Source organism: Paraburkholderia steynii, assembly GCF_900100565.1.
Taxonomy (GTDB): domain Bacteria; phylum Pseudomonadota; class Gammaproteobacteria; order Burkholderiales; family Burkholderiaceae; genus Paraburkholderia; species Paraburkholderia terrae.
The window spans coordinates 36321-53476 of record NZ_FNDI01000032.1; the positions used below are offsets into that span (position 1 = coordinate 36321).

The 17156-nt window shown below is 63.3% G+C and carries 14 protein-coding genes; 9 read left to right on the top strand and 5 right to left on the bottom strand.

The features are described from left to right. Nucleotides 1-16: 16 nt before the first annotated feature. From BLT65_RS38010 to BLT65_RS38025, 4 genes are all read left to right on the top strand, one after another. Complete coding sequence (locus BLT65_RS38010) at nt 17-3211, top strand: efflux RND transporter permease subunit (RefSeq protein WP_079484378.1); 3195 nt, start codon at nt 17-19, stop codon at nt 3209-3211. A 10-nt stretch (nt 3212-3221) separates the two neighbouring features. Beyond that, a complete protein-coding gene (locus tag BLT65_RS38015) occupies nt 3222-4739 on the top strand; it encodes an efflux transporter outer membrane subunit (RefSeq protein WP_091788183.1) in 1518 nt (505 codons plus the stop codon). Between the two features lie 242 nt (nt 4740-4981). Continuing rightward, nucleotides 4982-5359, top strand: coding sequence for a hypothetical protein (locus tag BLT65_RS38020; RefSeq protein ID WP_091788186.1), 378 nt, complete (start codon nt 4982-4984; stop codon nt 5357-5359). Continuing rightward, complete coding sequence (locus tag BLT65_RS38025; protein ID WP_007581387.1) at nt 5338-5862, top strand: helix-turn-helix transcriptional regulator; 525 nt, start codon at nt 5338-5340, stop codon at nt 5860-5862. The genes BLT65_RS38020 and BLT65_RS38025 overlap by 22 nt, the downstream gene beginning before the upstream one ends. An 86-nt stretch (nt 5863-5948) precedes the next feature. Here the strand turns inward: BLT65_RS38025 and BLT65_RS38030 are convergent, their stop codons facing one another. Continuing rightward, a complete protein-coding gene (locus BLT65_RS38030) occupies nt 5949-7364 on the bottom strand; it encodes a nucleobase:cation symporter-2 family protein (protein WP_042310978.1) in 1416 nt (471 codons plus the stop codon). Nucleotides 7365-7773: 409 nt separating this feature from the next. Between BLT65_RS38030 and BLT65_RS38035 the strand changes: the two genes are divergently transcribed. From BLT65_RS38035 to fghA, 3 genes are all read left to right on the top strand, one after another. After that, entirely contained in the window at nt 7774-9198 is a 1425-nt protein-coding gene (locus tag BLT65_RS38035; RefSeq protein ID WP_091788188.1) for a xylulokinase, read from the top strand. A 206-nt stretch (nt 9199-9404) separates the two neighbouring features. After that, a complete protein-coding gene (locus BLT65_RS38040) occupies nt 9405-10511 on the top strand; it encodes an S-(hydroxymethyl)glutathione dehydrogenase/class III alcohol dehydrogenase (protein WP_028364542.1) in 1107 nt (368 codons plus the stop codon). Between the two features lie 12 nt (nt 10512-10523). Then, the gene (gene fghA / locus BLT65_RS38045; protein WP_091788191.1) at nt 10524-11369 is read left to right on the top strand and encodes an S-formylglutathione hydrolase; all 846 of its coding nucleotides are present in this window, start codon (nt 10524-10526) and stop codon (nt 11367-11369) included. A gap of 109 nt (nt 11370-11478) precedes the next feature. On the opposite strand, the gene BLT65_RS38050 is transcribed toward fghA, so the two are convergent. Genes BLT65_RS38050 through BLT65_RS38065 form a run of 4 tightly spaced genes read right to left on the bottom strand, consistent with a single transcriptional unit; the run spans nt 11479 to nt 14662 of the window. Continuing rightward, entirely contained in the window at nt 11479-12270 is a 792-nt protein-coding gene (locus BLT65_RS38050) for a metal ABC transporter permease (protein WP_091788286.1), read from the bottom strand. Next, a complete protein-coding gene (locus BLT65_RS38055) occupies nt 12263-13189 on the bottom strand; it encodes an ABC transporter ATP-binding protein (protein WP_054929812.1) in 927 nt (308 codons plus the stop codon). The genes BLT65_RS38050 and BLT65_RS38055 overlap by 8 nt, the downstream gene beginning before the upstream one ends. Continuing rightward, nucleotides 13186-14106, bottom strand: coding sequence for a metal ABC transporter solute-binding protein (locus tag BLT65_RS38060; RefSeq protein WP_091788194.1), 921 nt, complete (start codon nt 14104-14106; stop codon nt 13186-13188). Before BLT65_RS38060 ends, BLT65_RS38055 begins: the two co-directional genes overlap by 4 nt. 55 nt (nt 14107-14161) lie before the next feature. Continuing rightward, on the bottom strand, nt 14162-14662 hold the full coding sequence (locus BLT65_RS38065) for a Fur family transcriptional regulator (RefSeq protein WP_091788197.1): 501 nt from the start codon (nt 14660-14662) through the stop codon (nt 14162-14164). A gap of 279 nt (nt 14663-14941) precedes the next feature. Here BLT65_RS38065 and BLT65_RS38070 point away from each other — a divergent pair, with 279 nt between their 5' ends. Together BLT65_RS38070 and BLT65_RS38075 are read left to right on the top strand one after the other, a co-directional pair. After that, nucleotides 14942-15724, top strand: coding sequence for an L-iditol 2-dehydrogenase (locus BLT65_RS38070; RefSeq protein ID WP_091788200.1), 783 nt, complete (start codon nt 14942-14944; stop codon nt 15722-15724). Nucleotides 15725-15831: 107 nt separating this feature from the next. Further along, complete coding sequence (locus BLT65_RS38075) at nt 15832-17154, top strand: ABC transporter substrate-binding protein (protein WP_042310964.1); 1323 nt, start codon at nt 15832-15834, stop codon at nt 17152-17154. Nucleotides 17155-17156 lie beyond the last annotated feature (2 nt).

The window sequence follows — 17156 nt, forward strand, 5'->3', positions numbered from 1 at the left end:
AAAGGGAGCCTGCTTCATGGCAAAGTTTTTTATCGATCGCCCGATTTTTGCGTGGGTGATCGCCATCATTCTGATGCTGGCGGGTCTGGCGTCGATCTTCACGCTGCCGGTTGCGCAATATCCGACGATTGCGCCGCCGGCCGTGCAGATCAGCGCGACGTATCCGGGCGCATCGGCGAAGACGGTTGAAAACACCGTTACGCAGGTGATCGAGCAGCAGATGAGCGGCCTCGACCACTTGCTGTACCTGTCGTCGACTTCGGACGACTCGGGCACGGCCACCATCACGCTGACGTTCGCGGCGGGCACCAACCCCGACATCGCGCAGGTTCAGGTGCAGAACAAGCTGCAGCTCGCGACCCCGCTGCTGCCGCAAGCGGTGCAGCAGCTCGGCACGAAGGTGACGAAGTCGAGCAGCAGCTTCCTGCTGGTGATGGCGTTCGTGTCGACCGACGGCAGCATGAACAAGTACGACCTCGCGAACTATGTCGCGTCGAACGTACAGGACCCCGTTAGCCGGATCGACGGCGTGGGTACTGTCACGCTGTTCGGCACGCAGTACGCGATGCGGATCTGGCTCGACGCCAACAAGCTGACCAACTTCGGCCTCACGCCGGTGGATGTCCAGGCCGCGCTGCAGGCGCAGAACGTCCAGGTGGCGGGCGGCTCGCTCGGCGGCACGCCGTCGGTGCCGGGCCAGCTGCTACAGGCAACCATCAGCGAAGCAACGCTGCTGACCACGCCTGAGCAGTTCGGCAACATCCTGCTGAAGGTCAACCAGGACGGTTCGCAGGTGCGCCTCAAGGACGTCTCGCACATCGATCTGGGCGGCGAAAACTACAACTTCGACACCAAGTACAACGGTCAGCCGACGGCGGGCTTCGGTATCCAGCTGGCGACGGGCGCAAACGCGCTGGCGACGGCGAAGGCCGTGCGCGACAAGATCGACCAGTTGTCGAAATACTTCCCGCACGGTCTCGTCGTGAAGTATCCGTATGACACGACGCCGTTCGTGCGCCTGTCGATCGAAGAAGTGGTCAAGACGCTGCTCGAAGGTATCGTGCTGGTGTTCCTGGTCATGTATCTGTTCCTGCAGAACCTGCGCGCCACGCTGATCCCGACGATCGCGGTGCCGGTGGTGCTGCTCGGCACGTTCGCGATCATGAGTGCCGTCGGCTTCTCGATCAACGTGCTGTCGATGTTCGGTCTCGTGCTCGCGATCGGCCTGCTGGTGGACGATGCGATCGTGGTCGTGGAAAACGTCGAGCGGGTGATGTCCGAGGAAGGGTTGTCGCCACGCGAGGCAACCCGCAAGGCGATGGACCAGATCACGGGCGCGCTGATCGGCGTGGCGCTGGTGCTGTCCGCCGTGTTCGTGCCCGTCGCGTTCTCGGGCGGTTCGGTCGGCGCGATTTACCGTCAGTTCTCGCTGACCATCGTCGCGGCGATGGTGCTGTCCGTGCTGGTCGCGCTGATTTTGACGCCGGCGTTGTGCGCGACGATCCTCAAGCCGATTCCGCAGGGCCATCACGAAGAGAAGAAGGGCTTCTTCGGCTGGTTCAACCGCAACTTCGACAAGAGCCGCGACAAGTACCACTCGGGCGTGCATCACGTGATCAAGCGCTCGGGCCGCTGGCTCATCATCTATCTGGTGGTGATCGTCGCGGTGGGTCTGCTGTTCGCGCGTCTGCCGAAGTCGTTCCTGCCGGACGAAGACCAGGGCACGATGTTCGTGCTGGTGCAGACGCCGTCGGGCTCGACGCAGGAAACCACGGCGCGCGCGTTGAAGGACGTGTCCGACTACCTGCTGAACGATGAAAAGAGCATCGTCGAATCGACCTTCACGGTGAACGGCTTCAGCTTTGCCGGCCGCGGTCAGAACGCCGGTCTCGTGTTCGTGCGGATGAAGGACTACGCGGAACGCCAGCATGCGAACCAGAAGGTGCAGGCGCTGGTGGGCCGGATGTTCATGCACTTCGTCGGCTACAAGAACGCCACCGTGTTCCCGGTCAATCCGCCGTCGATTCCCGAACTGGGTACGGCGTCGGGCTTCGACTTCGAACTGCAGGATCGCGCGGGTCTCGGTCACGAAAAGCTGATGGCGGCGCGTAACCAGCTGCTCGGCATGGCAGGGAAGGACCCGATGCTCGCGCAGGTGCGTCCGAACGGCCTGAACGACACGCCGCAGTTCAAGGTGTCGATCGATCACGAGAAGGCGGCATCGCAAGGCGTAAGCCTCGCGGCCATCGACCAGACGTTCTCGATTGCCTGGGCGTCGCAGTACGTGAACAACTTCCTCGATACGGACAGCCGGATCAAGAAGGTGTACGTGCAGGCCGACCCGCGTTTCCGCATGACGCCGGAAAACCTGAACGACTGGTACGTGCGCAACTCGGGAGGCACGATGGTGCCGTTCTCGTCGTTCGCAAGCGGCCAGTGGACCTACGGTTCGCCGAAGCTCGAGCGCTACAACGGTATCTCGGCTGTCGAAATCCAGGGTCAGGCGTCGCCGGGCAAATCGACGGGTCAGGCGATGACGGCGATGGAAGCGCTCGCGGCGAAGCTGCCGGCGGGTATCGGCTACGAATGGACGGGCCTGTCGTTCCAGGAGCGCCAGTCCGGTTCGCAGGCGCCGATCCTCTACGGCATCTCGATCCTCGTCGTGTTCCTGTGTCTGGCCGCACTGTATGAAAGCTGGTCGATTCCGTTCTCGGTGATCATGGTGGTGCCGCTCGGCGTGCTGGGCGCGCTGCTCGCCGCGACGCTGCGCGGGCTGGAAAACGACGTGTTCTTCCAGGTCGGTCTGCTGACAACGGTGGGTCTGTCCGCGAAGAACGCGATTCTGATCGTCGAATTTGCGCGCGAGTTGCAGCAGGGCGAAGGCATGGGGCCGGTGGAAGCGGCGCTCGAAGCGGCGCGTCTGCGGCTGCGCCCCATCTTGATGACATCGCTCGCGTTCATTCTCGGCGTGCTGCCGCTCGCGATCAGTAACGGCGCGGGCTCGGCAAGCCAGCACGCGATCGGTACGGGCGTGATCGGCGGTATGCTGACGGCGACCTTCCTCGCGATTTTCATGATCCCGATGTTCTTCGTCGTGATTCGCGCGAAGTTCACCGGCGACAAGGAAGACCCGGACGAAGCGATGAAGCACTACAACGAGCACCATCCGCATGACCCGCAGGGTGGCAGCGGCCCGGGCAACGCCAGCTAAGGACATTGAGATGCCTAAATATTCTTTGATGGCAGTGGCCGTCGCGCTGGTCGCCGCGGGCTGCACGATGGAGCCGAAGTACCACCAGCCGGCCGCGCCCGTGTCGGGTGCTTTCCCGAGCGACGGCGTCTACGCGACGCAGCCGGCGCCTGGCGCGGGCGGGCGCTCGGCGAGCGGTCAGGCCGCCGTCGACATCGGCTGGCGCGACTTCTTCGTCGATCAGCGCCTGCAACAGTTGATCGAGATCGCGCTGAAGAACAACCGCGATCTGCGCGTGTCGGTGCTGAACATCGAGGCTTCGCGCGCTCAGTATCAGATCGCGCGCGCGGCGTTGATGCCAACGCTCGACGCGTCCGCGTCACAGTCGAAATCGCGTACGCCGAAGGATCTGTCGTTCCTGGGCCAGACGATCTCCAACCAGTATTCGGTTGGCCTGAACGCGTCGTGGGAAATCGACTTCTTTGGCCGGATTCGCAGCCTGAAGGATCAGGCGCTCGCGGAGTATCTGTCGACGGCGCAGGCGCGCAAGGCGGCGGAGATTACGCTTGTTGCATCGGTGGCGGATCAGTATCTGACGGTGCTGTCCTTTGACGATCTGCTGACAGTCACGGAGAACACGCTCAAGACCGCGCAAGAGTCGTATCGCATCACAAAGCTGCAGTACGACACGGGCACGGGTTCTGAGTTGGATCTGCGTCAGGCTGAGACGGTCGTCGAGCAGGCGAAAGCGGATCTGCAGTCGCAGGCGCGTCTGCGCGCACAGGCTGAGAATGCGCTCGTTCTGCTGGTCGGCGAGCCGTTGCCGCCTGATCTTCCGGGCGGTCTCGCGCTCAACGACCAGGACCTGCTGACCGACATTCCCGCCGGTTTGCCGTCGGATCTGCTGACGCGCCGTCCCGATATCGCCGAAGCCGAGCAGAACCTGCTCGCGGCGAACGCGAATATCGGCGCGGCGCGCGCGGCGTTCTTCCCGCGCGTCTCGCTGACGGGCAGCTTCGGCACGCTGAGCCCGACGCTTGGCGGGTTGTTCAAGCCGGGCTCGGCGGCGTGGAGCTTTGCGCCGCAGATCACGCTGCCGATTTTCGAAGGCGGCCAGAACAAGGCGAACCTCGATCTCGCGACCGTGCAGAAGAACATCCAGATCGCGCAGTACGAGAAGGCGATCCAGACCGCATTCCGCGAAGTCGCGGACGGGCTGGCCGCGCGCGGCACGTACGATCAGCAGATCGCGGCGCTCGAGCGCAACACGTTTGCGGAACAGCGCCGTCTCGATCTGTCGGACCTGCGCTACCGAAACGGCGTCGACAGCTATCTCTCCGTGCTGACCGCGCAGACCGGCCTGTACGACGCGCAGCGGTCGCTCATCACGGCACGCGCGGCGCGCCTGACGAACCTCGTCGATCTGTACAAGGCACTGGGCGGCGGATGGATCGAGCATGCGGGCGAACAGCCGCGTCCCGCCGACGCACCCGTCGACTACGGCGCAGCGAGCGCGCCCGTTGCCGCTTCGGCGGCGACGGCAGGCTGAACGCATCAGACTCGAGCGACAGCAGCTTCTCATTGCTTGCAGTACGAAACGCCACGGCATGCCGTGGCGTTTTTTTTGAGCCGCTCTCCTACAAACCTTGTCCAGATGGCCAGTTCAGTTCTCCAGATCGTTTTTGAGCAGAGTTAGCCGTTAGCATCGCGTACGGATCAACCAAGATTGATGATCCGCAGCTTGGTTGTCAATTGACAACTAATTGAGGGCGCTCTACACTGGAGTTACTGATGAGTCGTCGAAGTCATTCGAAGAAGGAAATCGAGTCGGCGCTCGGCCATGCGGAAGCAAACGGCTGGCGCGTCGTGCCTGGTACGGGCACCGGGCACGCGTGGGGGCGCATGTACTGCCCATACAACGACACCGATTGCAGATGCGGCGAGTTCTGCATCGCCAGTATCTGGTGTACGCCGCGCAATGCGACCGGTCACGCAAGAACGTTGCGTCGCATTGTCGAGAACTGTGCGCCGCATCGTCAGAAGGTCATCTCTTTGCGCGTGATCGCTGAATCAAAACGGCGCACTCACGAGCAGGATCAGCACGGGCAGCAACAGGAGCAGCAACCAGGGAAGGAAAAGGAGCAAACATGGAATACACCTTCACGTTGAAGTATCGTCTGAGCGCGGAAGACTGCGATTTCGACGAGATCGTCGAGCGTCTCGCGGCCGAGGGTTGCGACGATGCCACCGTGGGTGTCGGTCAAGCGGGGCGGCTTGCACTCGCGTTCGCGCGCGAGGCGAAGAGCGCGACACATGCACTCGTGAGCGCGTTGAAGGACGTACTTCGCGCGGTGCCCACGGCGCAGTTGGTCGAGGCCGCGCCGGACTTCGTCGGGCTGACGGATGTCGCGGAAGTGGCGGGCGTATCGCGCCAGAACATGCGCAAGCTGATGCAATCGCATGCCACGGAATTCCCCGCGCCTGTCCACGAGGGCAGCACGTCGTTGTGGCATCTGTCGGACGTGCTCGAATGGATGCACGATCGTGGCGATTACGATATCGCGCCGGAAGTCTTCGAAGTCGCGAGGTCGGCGAAACAGCTCAATCTGATGAAGGAGGCTCGCAATCTGGAGCCGAAGGTGACGCGACACTTCAACAATCTGGTCGCGTGATGGTCGCGCGGGTGCGAGTGCTTGGCTGACGGCGTGCGCACGACTCGGGGTCATGCGCACGCGGTAGAGATGGCTGTGGCTATCGGTTAGTGCATGTCGGCGGCACGCAGCATGTCGTCGCCGGCAATGGCGTCGTCTTTGCCGCCGCGTCCGTCGAAGTCGTGGCCGGCGCGGCGAATATCGCGAGTCGCGGCGCGTTCGCCCTTCACACCGTTGAAGATCAGGTTCAGCACGACAGCCGAAACCGACGCCAACAGAATGCCACTATGCAAAAGCGGTGACAGCGCGGGCGGCAGCTTCGAGAAGAAGTGCGGCGAGACGACGGGCACGAGACCAAGACCAATGCTGACCGCGACGATAAAGAGGTTGTGATGGTTCTTCACGAAGTCGACTTTCGAAAGCACCTTGATGCCGTTCGCCGCCACCATCCCGAACATCACAATGCCTGCGCCGCCCAGCACGAACGACGGCACCGACGCGACCACCTGCGCCATCTTCGGGAACAGGCCGAGCAGCACGAGAATCACGCCGCCCATCGCACAGACAAAGCGGCTCTTGACGCCCGTCACGCCGATCAGGCCGACGTTCTGCGAGAAAGAGGTATGCGGGAACGAGTTGAAGAGGCCGCCAATCAACGTGCCGAGTCCGTCCACGCGCAAGCCGCGCACGAGCGTCTTCTGGTTGACGGGCCGGTCCACCATGTCGCCGACCGCGAGGAACATCCCTGTCGATTCAATGAACGTGACGAACATCACGGTGACCATCGTCGCGATCGAAAGCGGATCGAAGTGCGGCAAGCCGAAGTGAAACGGCATCACGAAGCCGACCCACGGTGCATTCGTCACGCCTTCCATGTTCACACGGCCCAGCAACGCGGCAATCACGAAGCCGGCCACGATACCGAGCAGCACCGAGATGTTGGAGACGAAGCCTTTGCCGAACTTGTTGATGAGCAGAATCAGCATGAGCACGACGAACGACAGCCCGAGGTAGACGGGATTGCCGTAGTCCGGGTTGCCGACGCCGCCCGCCGCCCAGTTGATGCCGACTTCCATCAGCGAAAGCCCGATCACCGAGATCACCACGCCCACCACGACGGGCGGGAAGAAGCGCAGCATCTTGCCGATCATCGGCGCGGCGATGATGCCGATCACACCCGCCGCGATCGTCGATCCGAAGATGTCGAGTATGCCAAGGCTGGGATTCGTGCCGATCGCGATCATCGGGCCGACGGCGGCGAACGTGCAACCCATGATAACGGGCAAGCGGATGCCGAAGATCCACAGGCCGAGCGTCTGGATCAGTGTGGCGATACCGCAGGAAAAGAGGTCGGCGCTGATGAGAAAGGCGATTTGCTCTTTCGGCAGCTTGAGCGCGCTGCCGATGATCAGCGGCACGGCAACGGCCCCTGCGTACATCACCAGTACGTGCTGAATGCCGAGCGTCAGCAACTGGCCGAAGGGCAGTCGCTCGTCGCACGGATGAACCGTGTTCGAGTGCATCTTGTCTCTCTCCACATCTGGTTTTGGGATGACTCCAAGGTATGCGGGACGAAAAAGCGCGACAAGACCACTGCTTCCTATTTCAACCTTTGCCGGGGCGATATGCGTGGACCAGATTTGGAACGGCTGCGTTATGCGAGATTGGAGAAATTCGCCGGAAGTCCTTGTGCCGTGGTGGCTTGCGGGAATTTCATCAATCCGGCGCGCCGTTGCCACGTACGTGTGCCCATATGATGTGTATTGCGGTTCGCACATAATGCGTTTTCGGGGTGCGCTGCGTTTGGGGTGGGTTAACCCGCGCCAATGGGCGGTGACGTGTGAAAATGATCGTCCGCCGCCCGGTTCGCGCGAAGCAGGCGCCCGCGTGCAATAACCTCCACAGCAACCACCTACTCAACGCATCGCATTCATGTCCTTTCTTGGTATCGATCTCGGCACAGGCTCGCTGAAACTCGCGATCATCGACGACGAAGGCCGCGAGCAATGCGCGACCAGCGTCGCGTATGCAATCGATACGCCGCGCCCCGGCTGGGCGGAAATCGATCCGCAGGTCTGGTGGCGCGCACTGTGCGAAGCGGCGTCGCGATTCCCCGATGCGCAACGCGGTGCTGTGCGCGCGGTCGGTTTTTCCGGTCAGATGCATGGCGTCGTGCTGAGCGACGCGCAAGGCAAGGCCGTACGTCCTGCGATGCTTTGGCCCGACACGCGCGCATTGCCCCTGCTCGATGCATGGCCCGCGCCGCAACCCAACCCCGTCGCGCCTGGCATGGCCGGCCCGCTGCTGCGATGGGTCGCGCAGCACGAGCCGCAATCGATGCACGCAGCGCGCTGGGCTTTGCAACCGAAAGACTGGCTGCGCTTCAGGTTGGGCGGCACGATCGAAACCGATCCCTCTGATGCCTGCGCGACCGCGCTTGCCGATCCATCCGGTGCGTGGGACAACGCGTTGCTCGAGCGGCTCGGGCTGCCGCGCGACTGGTTCGCGCCGCTCGCTGCGTCGTATGCCGCGTGCGGCACGCTGTCCGCCGAAGCGGCAAATGCGCTTGGCTTGCGCGCCGGCATCGTGCTTGCCACGGGTGCCGGCGACACGCCGTGCGCGGCGCTCGGCAGCGGTCTTGCAAACGACGGCGACGCGCTGCTCACCACGGGCACGGGTGGCCAGATTCTCGTGCTCGCCACCGACGAACCCGACGCTGCGCCGGGCCTGCATCGCTATCGGGCTGCGACTGATCACTGGTATCGGATGGCCGCGATGCAAAACGTCGGTGTCGCGCTCGAAGCCGTGCGTGGCTGGCTGTCGTATGAATGGAATGACGCGTATCGCGATGCGTTCGAGTTCGAGGCAGCCCCGGGCCTTACGTTCTTGCCGTATCTGACGGGCGAGCGCACGCCGTGGCTCAATCCGGCCGCGCGCGGCGGATGGCTTGGCCTTGCGCTCGGCACATCGCGCGGCGCGATGATGCGCGCGGCATTCGAAGGCGTCGCGTTTTCGTTGCGCGCGGGGCTCGACGCGATCCGGCAAAGCGGCGCGCGCGTGCCGGCGCTGCGTCTCGCGGGCGGCGGTTCCGTCGATGCGCGCTGGCGCCAGCTGCTCGCCGATGCGTTGCAAGTCGAACTGCATGCTGTCGATTGTCCGAACGCGGCGGCGCGTGGCGCAGCGATGCTCGGTGGCATCGCGGTGGGTCACTGGAACGCAGGCGATCTTGCAGCGCTCGCGCCTGCCGCGACGCGCGTCGCCGGGCCGCGTGACGAGACGGAACTTGCCGCGCGTTATGCGCGCTTTATCGATCTGTATGGCCGCGTCGAACCTTGGTTTGCGTCGCCTTCCGCATGATGTGCGCTCGTCACGCGCCGTCGCATGAGGACAATCGCGCGGCGCGGCGTGCCATTCACGCACCTTGCATTTGCGCGATCATGTTCACAGCGCGGCGCGCGAACATCAGCGACAATCCGGGCCACAACGGTTCACGGCAGTAACGGACAGATTCAAAGATCATCAGCTTTAGGTAACGGATCTACAGAACCACAGGAGCATTCACGATGAAGACGAAAGCAGCAATCGCATGGAAGGCAGGCGCACCGTTGACGATCGAAGAAGTCGATCTCGAAGGTCCGCGCGCGGGTGAAGTGCTGATCGAAGTGAAGGCGACGGGCATTTGCCACACCGACTACTACACGCTGTCGGGCGCGGACCCGGAAGGCATCTTCCCGGCGATCCTCGGCCATGAGGGCGCGGGCGTCGTCGTCGATACCGGTCCGGGCGTCGGCACGCTGAAGAAGGGCGATCACGTGATTCCGCTCTACACGCCCGAGTGCCGCCAATGCAAGTTCTGTCTGTCGCGCAAGACTAACCTGTGTCAGGCGATCCGCTCGACGCAAGGCAAGGGTTTGATGCCCGACGCGACGTCGCGCTTCTCGCTCGACGGCAAGCCTTTGTTCCACTACATGGGCACGTCCACGTTCTCGAACTACATCGTGGTGCCGGAGATCGCGGTGGCGAAGATCCGCGAAGACGCACCGTTCGACAAGGTCTGCTACATCGGCTGCGGTGTGACGACGGGTGTCGGCGCTGTCGTCTATTCGGCCAAGGTCGAGGCGGGCGCGAATGTCGTCGTGTTCGGTCTGGGCGGCATCGGTTTGAATGTGATCCAGGGCGCCAAAATGGTAGGTGCGGACAAGATCATCGGTGTCGATATCAATCCGGGCCGCGTCGAACTCGCAAAGAAGTTCGGCATGACGCACTTCATCAACCCGAAGGAAGTCGAGAACGTCGTCGATCACATCGTGCAACTGACGGATGGCGGCGCGGACTATTCGTTCGAATGCGTCGGTAATACGACGCTGATGCGCCAGGCGCTCGAATGTACGCACAAGGGCTGGGGCCAGTCGTTCATCATCGGCGTGGCGGCGGCGGGCGAGGAAATCAGCACGCGACCGTTCCAGCTGGTCACGGGCCGTCAGTGGAAGGGCTCGGCGTTCGGCGGCGCGCGCGGTCGCACCGATGTGCCGAAGATCGTCGACTGGTACATGGAAGGCAAGATCAACATCGACGACCTGATCACGCATCACCTGAAGCTCGACCAGATCAACGAAGGCTTCGATCTGATGAAGAAGGGCGAGTCGATCCGCTCGGTCGTCATCTACTAAAGGAGTGGCGCGATGCTCGAACTGATCGAATCGCACGCGTCGTTCGGCGGCACGCAGCGTATCTATAAGCATGAGTCGAAGGCGATCGGGTTGCCGATGCGCTTTTCGGTCTTCATGCCTGAAGCGGCGTCGCAGAAGAAGGTGCCGGCGCTGTTCTATCTAGCCGGGTTGACGAGTACAGAAGAGACGTTTCCGATCAAGGCGGGCGCACAGCGGTTCGCCGCGCAACACGGCATCGCGCTGATCTCGCCGGATACCAGTCCGCGCGGCGCAGGCTTGCCGGGCGAGACGGACGCGTGGGACTTCGGCGTCGGCGCGGGCTTCTATGTCGACGCGACGCAGGCGCCCTGGTCGAAGCACTACCGGATGTATTCGTACGTGCGGGACGAACTGCGCGAGACGGTCATCAACGAGTTGCCTGTCGATGGCGCGCGGCTCGGCATCTTCGGCCACTCGATGGGCGGCCACGGCGCGCTGATGCTCGCGCTGCGCAATCCGGACATCTATCGGTCGGTGTCGGCGTTCGCGCCGATTGCCGCGCCGACGCGTTGTCCATGGGGCGAGAAGGCGTTCAGCGGCTATCTGGGCGCGGATCGCGAAGCGTGGAAGCAATACGACGCGAGCGAACTCGTGGGCAAGGCGACGCGCAAGTTTGCGGAAGGGATATTGGTCGATCAGGGTATGGCCGACCAGTTTCTGAGCCAGCAACTGAACCCTGACGTATTCGAAGCCGCATGCAAGGGCGCCGGACAGCCGCTCACGCTGCGCCGGCATGAAGGCTACGACCACGGCTATTTCTTCATCTCGACGTTCATCGAGGATCATCTCGCGCATCACGCGAAGGTGTTGCTCGGCTGATCTTTTGGTGTCGTTGGCGCCATAGCAAAACGGGGTGGCCTCGCGAGCCACCCCGTTTTTTTATCGGCATCACCAGCGCGTGTTTCGTGCCAGCAAAGCTGCGTTTGCATTACCGGCGCATGTGCTGCGCCAGCAAACTTGCGCCATAGACGAGCGCCGCGAGCAACGTGATCCAGAAACTCGTCGGCCAGTCGGTATAGAAAGCGAGCGTCACGCCGATCCACGCCTGCGCGAGCGCGAGCAGCGCGGCGAGTACGAGTCCGACGGTAAGACGCGTCGACAGGTTTTGCGCCGCGGCCGCCGGTCCGACCATCAGCGTGAACACGAGCAGCACGCCGACGATCTGCGTACACGCGGCGACTGCGAGCGCCGCGATCGCGAGAAACAGCACCGACACGAGACGCAGCGACACGCCTTTCGCTTCAGCCAGTTCCGGCTGCAACGAGGCGAACAGCAAAGGCCGCATGATCGCAGCCAGCGCAACCAGACTGACGACGCCGAGCGCGGCCAGTACCACCAGCGTCGACGAACTGACGCCGAGCACGTTGCCGAACAGCAGCGCCGTGACTTGCGTCGCGTATGCGGTGAAGAAGTGCAGAAACAGCAAGCCGAAGCCAAGCGCCAGCGACAGCACCACGCCGATCGCGACATCTCGCCCCGCGAGCTTTTCACCCAGCGCGCCCATGCCGACGCCTGCCGCGAGCGTGAAGCCGATCATCCCCCAGATCGGCGAAACGCCGATCAGCACAGCGCCCGTCGCGCCCGTGAAGCCGACGTGCGACAGCGCGTGCCCCGCAAAGGTCTGCCCGCGCATCACGAGGAAGTAGCCGACGATGCCCGACAGCACCGCGACGATCCCCGACGCCGCGAACGCGTTCACCATGAAATCGTATTCAAACATCGTGCGTGTGTCCGTCGCTTGAGGCGTGATGATGGGCATGCTTTTGCCCATGTGCGTGACCGTGCGAATGTCCGTGGCCATGCGGCTCGCCATGCTGGTGGTCGTCGTCTTCGTGCTCGTGATCGTGCTTCTCGACGTCGAAGTCGCCCGACATCACGAAGATGCGGCCATTCACGCGCATCACGTCGATGGTCGAGCCGTACAGGCGCGAGAGCACCGGCTTCGTAATCACTTCATCGACAGTGCCGAGCGCGGCGACGCCATTGCCGAGATACAGCACGCGGTCGAGCGCATGCAGCAGCGGATTGAGTTCGTGCGCGGAAAACAGCACCGCGATGCCGAGTTCCTGCTGCACGCGCTTCACCAGTTCGACGACGGTCTTCTGATGATGCGGATCGAGACTGATGAGCGGCTCGTCGAGCAGCAGCAGACGCGGATTGCCAAGCAGGCATTGCGCGAGCAGCAGCCGCTGCCGCTCGCCACCCGACAGCTCCGACAACGGACGCGCAGCCAGCGCCGTGCCGCCGACCAGCTCCAGCACACGCTCGACATCGGCGCGCGCCTTCGCATCCGCATGCGGCAAGCCCCAGCGATGACCGTCGGCGGCCATCGCGACGAAATCGCGGCCACGCACACGACGGCCGGCAAGCGCGCTACGCGTCTGCGGCATGTAGCCGATCGACGGGTTGCCGCGCACGACGGGCTCGCCGAGCACGCGCACGGTGCCGCTCGCCGCCGGGACGAGGCCGAGCACGGAGCGCATCAGCGTCGTCTTGCCCGCGCCGTTCGGCCCGAGCACGCCGATGAATTCGCCCTGGCGGATCGTGAAGCTGGTGTCGCGCAGGATCGTGCGGTCGCCGAGTTCGAGCGTCACGCGATCCAGTTCGAGCACGGGCGCGTTGCCCGACGACATGTTCATTGGGTCGTTCCCTTGTTCGCGCTGCCTGCGGCGAGCGCGTTGCCGAGCGCATCGAGTTGCGCCAGCATCCATTGCTGGTAGTTCTTGCCGGCCGGTTGCGTCTCCGTCACGCTCACCGTCGGCACATGCGATTGCTGCGCGAGTTTCAGCATGCGTTTGGTCAGCGCCTCGGTTGCCTGGCTGTTATAGATCAGCGCGCGCACGCGTCGCTCGCGAAGATCGCGTTCGAACGCGGCGATATCCGACGCGCTCGCTTCCGTGTCGTTCATCGCGGCCAGCTGGAAGCGCTGGTTGCGCATGTCCAGGCCGATCGCATCCGACATGTAGCCGAACACCGGCTCCGTCGCCGTCACGCTCACGTGCGCATACTGGCTGCGCAGCGCGGCGACCTTGTCGGCGATCGGCTTGAGCGAGTCGAGAAACTTCGCGAGGTTCGCATCATACGCCGCCTTGTGCGCCGGATCAGCCGACGCGAGCGCCGCGCTCACCGCGCGCGCGACAGCGGGCATCGTCGACGGGTCGTACCACAGATGCGGATTGTCGCCGCTTTTCTTGCCGATGAGTTCTGCCGCGACGATCGTCTTGCGCTTGTCGTTTTTCGATACGTTCAGCAGCTTCGCCATCCACGGATCGTAGTCGGCGCCGTTGTAGACGACAAGGCTTGCGTGCTGCAACGCGCGCGCCGTCTTCGGGCTGGCTTCGAAGAGATGCGGGTCCTGGTCCGGATTGCTGAGAATGCTCGTCACGTCGACGCGGTCGCCGCCCAGTTGCTGCACGACATCGCCGTAGAAATTCTCCGCGGCGACCACGGGAATCTTCGTGTCCTGCGCGTGCGCGGCCTGGCCGAATGCAAAGACGAAAACCGTCGAAGCGACGGCGCGCATCAGAAACTTCCACATCGAATTGTTCTTCTTCATCGGGGTGACCTGTTGCCTGAGAGGCGTCTGGGTTGAATGGAGCGGTTTGTATTGATCAGGGATGGCCGTGCTTGCAGGCGGCGCACAGCCCGCTCAGTTCGACGACCTGGTGATGCACTTCGAATCCATGCGCGGGCGCGCTGCCCGAGAGTTGCGCGGCCAGTCCGTCGCCGGGGATCTCGACCGTTTCGCCGCACGAATCGCACATCAGGAACTGGCTCTGATGCGGCTCGCCCATCTGGCAGCACGCGAAAAACGCATTCTTCGATTCGATCCGATGCACGAAGCCATGCTCGACGAGGAAATCGAGCGCGCGATAGACGGTAGTGGGTGGCACGCGGCCGCGCTGCGGTTCCAGTGCGGCCAGCAGGTCGTACGCGCCGATGGGACGCTCGCTCTGCGCAATAAGCGCGTAGACCTGGCGACGCAGCGTCGTCAGCGCGAGACCGCGCTCGGCGGCGAGCACATCGGCGCGCGCGAGCTTGTGCGTGAGCCGTGCAGCTTGCTGTGCAGGATCAGCAACAGGATGAACATGAGCATCGGATGAGCGGGCCATGGCGCGAACTCCGGACAGCGTCAGATTGAACGAAGGCGCAATGATATAACGTATCTCGAAAAAATGTCATTGCCCGTTGCAAAGTCATCGCCGATTCTTAGGAGGGAACAACCGTAGGTGCCCATTCCGGTGCTGCCGCGCTGCACCATCGAAAGTGCGCTGCGCGCCTTGACATGACCGGACACGTATCCGATCATTCGATCACAACGAGAGCAATTGCTCGATTGCCGAGCGTTAGCTCAGGTTGAATCGAAGAATCAAACGAACCGGAGACAGGTTGTGACAGCCCGACTGCAAGGCAAGGTGGCGATTCTCACGGGCGCCGCGAGCGGTATCGGCGAAGCGGTGGCGCGCCGGTATCTCGACGAGGGCGCGCGCTGCGTGCTGGTGGACGTGAAGCCGGCCAACGAATTCGCGCACGCACTGCGCGAAACGGACGGCGACCGCGTGCTGACGCTCAGCGCGGACGTCACCAAGCGCGACGACATCGCACGCATCGTCGAGCAGACGGTGCAGCGCTTCGGTCAGATCGACATTCTCTTCAACAACGCGGCGCTGTTCGACATGCGTCCGATCCTCGACGAATCCTGGGACATCTTCGACAAGCTCTTCGCGGTCAACGTGAAGGGCATGTTCTTTCTGATGCAGTCCGTCGCACAGCGCATGGTCGATCAGGGCCACGGCGGCAAGATCATCAACATGTCGTCGCAGGCGGGCCGCCGCGGCGAGGCGCTTGTGTCGCATTACTGCGCGACCAAGGCAGCCGTGCTGAGCTACACGCAGTCGGCCGCGCTGGCGCTCGCGCCGCACAAGATCAACGTGAACGGCATCGCACCGGGCGTCGTCGATACGCCGATGTGGGAACAGGTCGATGCGCTTTTCGCGCGTTACGAGAACCGGCCGCTGGGCGAGAAGAAGCGTCTCGTCGGTGAAGCGGTGCCGCTGGGCAGGATGGGGCTGCCCGCGGATCTGACGGGGGCGGCGCTGTTCCTCGCGTCTTCGGATGCGGATTACATCACCGCGCAAACCCTGAACGTCGACGGCGGCAACTGGATGAGCTGACCGTCATTCATTCACCGGCATCCGCAATACGGCGCCACACAACCGCAAGCGCCGCTCACGTACCGATCAAGTACCAAAACGCAAAGTACGAATAAAGGAGACAAACGATGAAGCCCACCTGCAAACCCGCGCTCAACGTATTCGGCGCAGCGGCACTCGCGTGCGCCGCATTCAGCGCGAACGCGGCGACCGTCACGATCGCAACGTTGAACAACCCGGACATGATCGAGTTGAAGAAGCTGTCGCCGGCATTCGAGAAAGCGAATCCCGACATCAAGCTCAACTGGGTGATTCTCGAAGAAAACGTGCTGCGTCAGCGCGCCACGACGGACATCACGACAGGCAGCGGCCAGTTCGACGTGATGACGATCGGCGCCTATGAAACGCCGCAGTGGGGCAAGCGCGGCTGGCTTACGCCGCTCACGAACCTGCCCGCTGATTACGACCTGAACGACGTCGTGAAAACGGCGCGCGACGGCCTGTCGTACAACGGATCGCTGTACGCGCTGCCGTTCTACGTCGAAAGCTCGATGACGTATTACCGCAAGGATCTGTTCGCGGCGAAGGGCCTGAAGATGCCCGATCAGCCGACCTACGACCAGATCGCCCAGTTCGCCGAGAAGCTGACGGACAAGGCCAACGGCGTCTACGGCATCTGTCTGCGCGGCAAGGCGGGCTGGGGCGAGAACATGGCCTACGCGACGACGGTCGTGAACACGTTCGGCGGCCGCTGGTTCGACGAAAAGTGGAACGCGCAACTGACGACGCCCGAATGGAAGAAGGCGATCTCGTTCTACGTCGATCTACTGAAGAAATATGGCCCGCCGGGAGCCAGCTCGAACGGCTTCAACGAGAACCTCACGCTTATGTCGTCGGGCAAGTGCGGGATGTGGATCGACGCGACGGTTGCCGCGGGCATGCTCTACAACAAGCAGCAATCGCAGATCGCCGACAAGGTCGGCTTTGCCGCCGCACCGACGGCCGTCACGCCGAAGGGCTCGCACTGGCTGTGGGCGTGGGCGCTCGCGATTCCGAAGTCGTCGAAGCAGACGGACGCGGCGAAGAAGTTCATTACGTGGGCGACGTCGAAGCAGTACATCGAGCTCGCCGCGAAGGATGAAGGCTGGGCCTCGGTGCCGCCCGGCACGCGTCAGTCGACGTACGCACGCCCCGAGTACAAGCAGGCCGCGCCGTTCAGCGACTTCGTGCTGAAGGCGATCGAAACTGCCGACCCCGATCATCCGACGTTGAAGCCGGTGCCGTACACGGGCGTGCAGTTCGTTGGCATCCCCGAGTTCCAGTCGTTCGGCACGGTGGTCGGTCAGAGCATTTCGGGCGCGGTGGCAGGCCAGATGACGGTCGATCAGGCGCTGGCAGCCGGCAACGCGACGGCGGATCGCGCCGTCAAGCAGGCCGGCTATCAGAAGTAAGC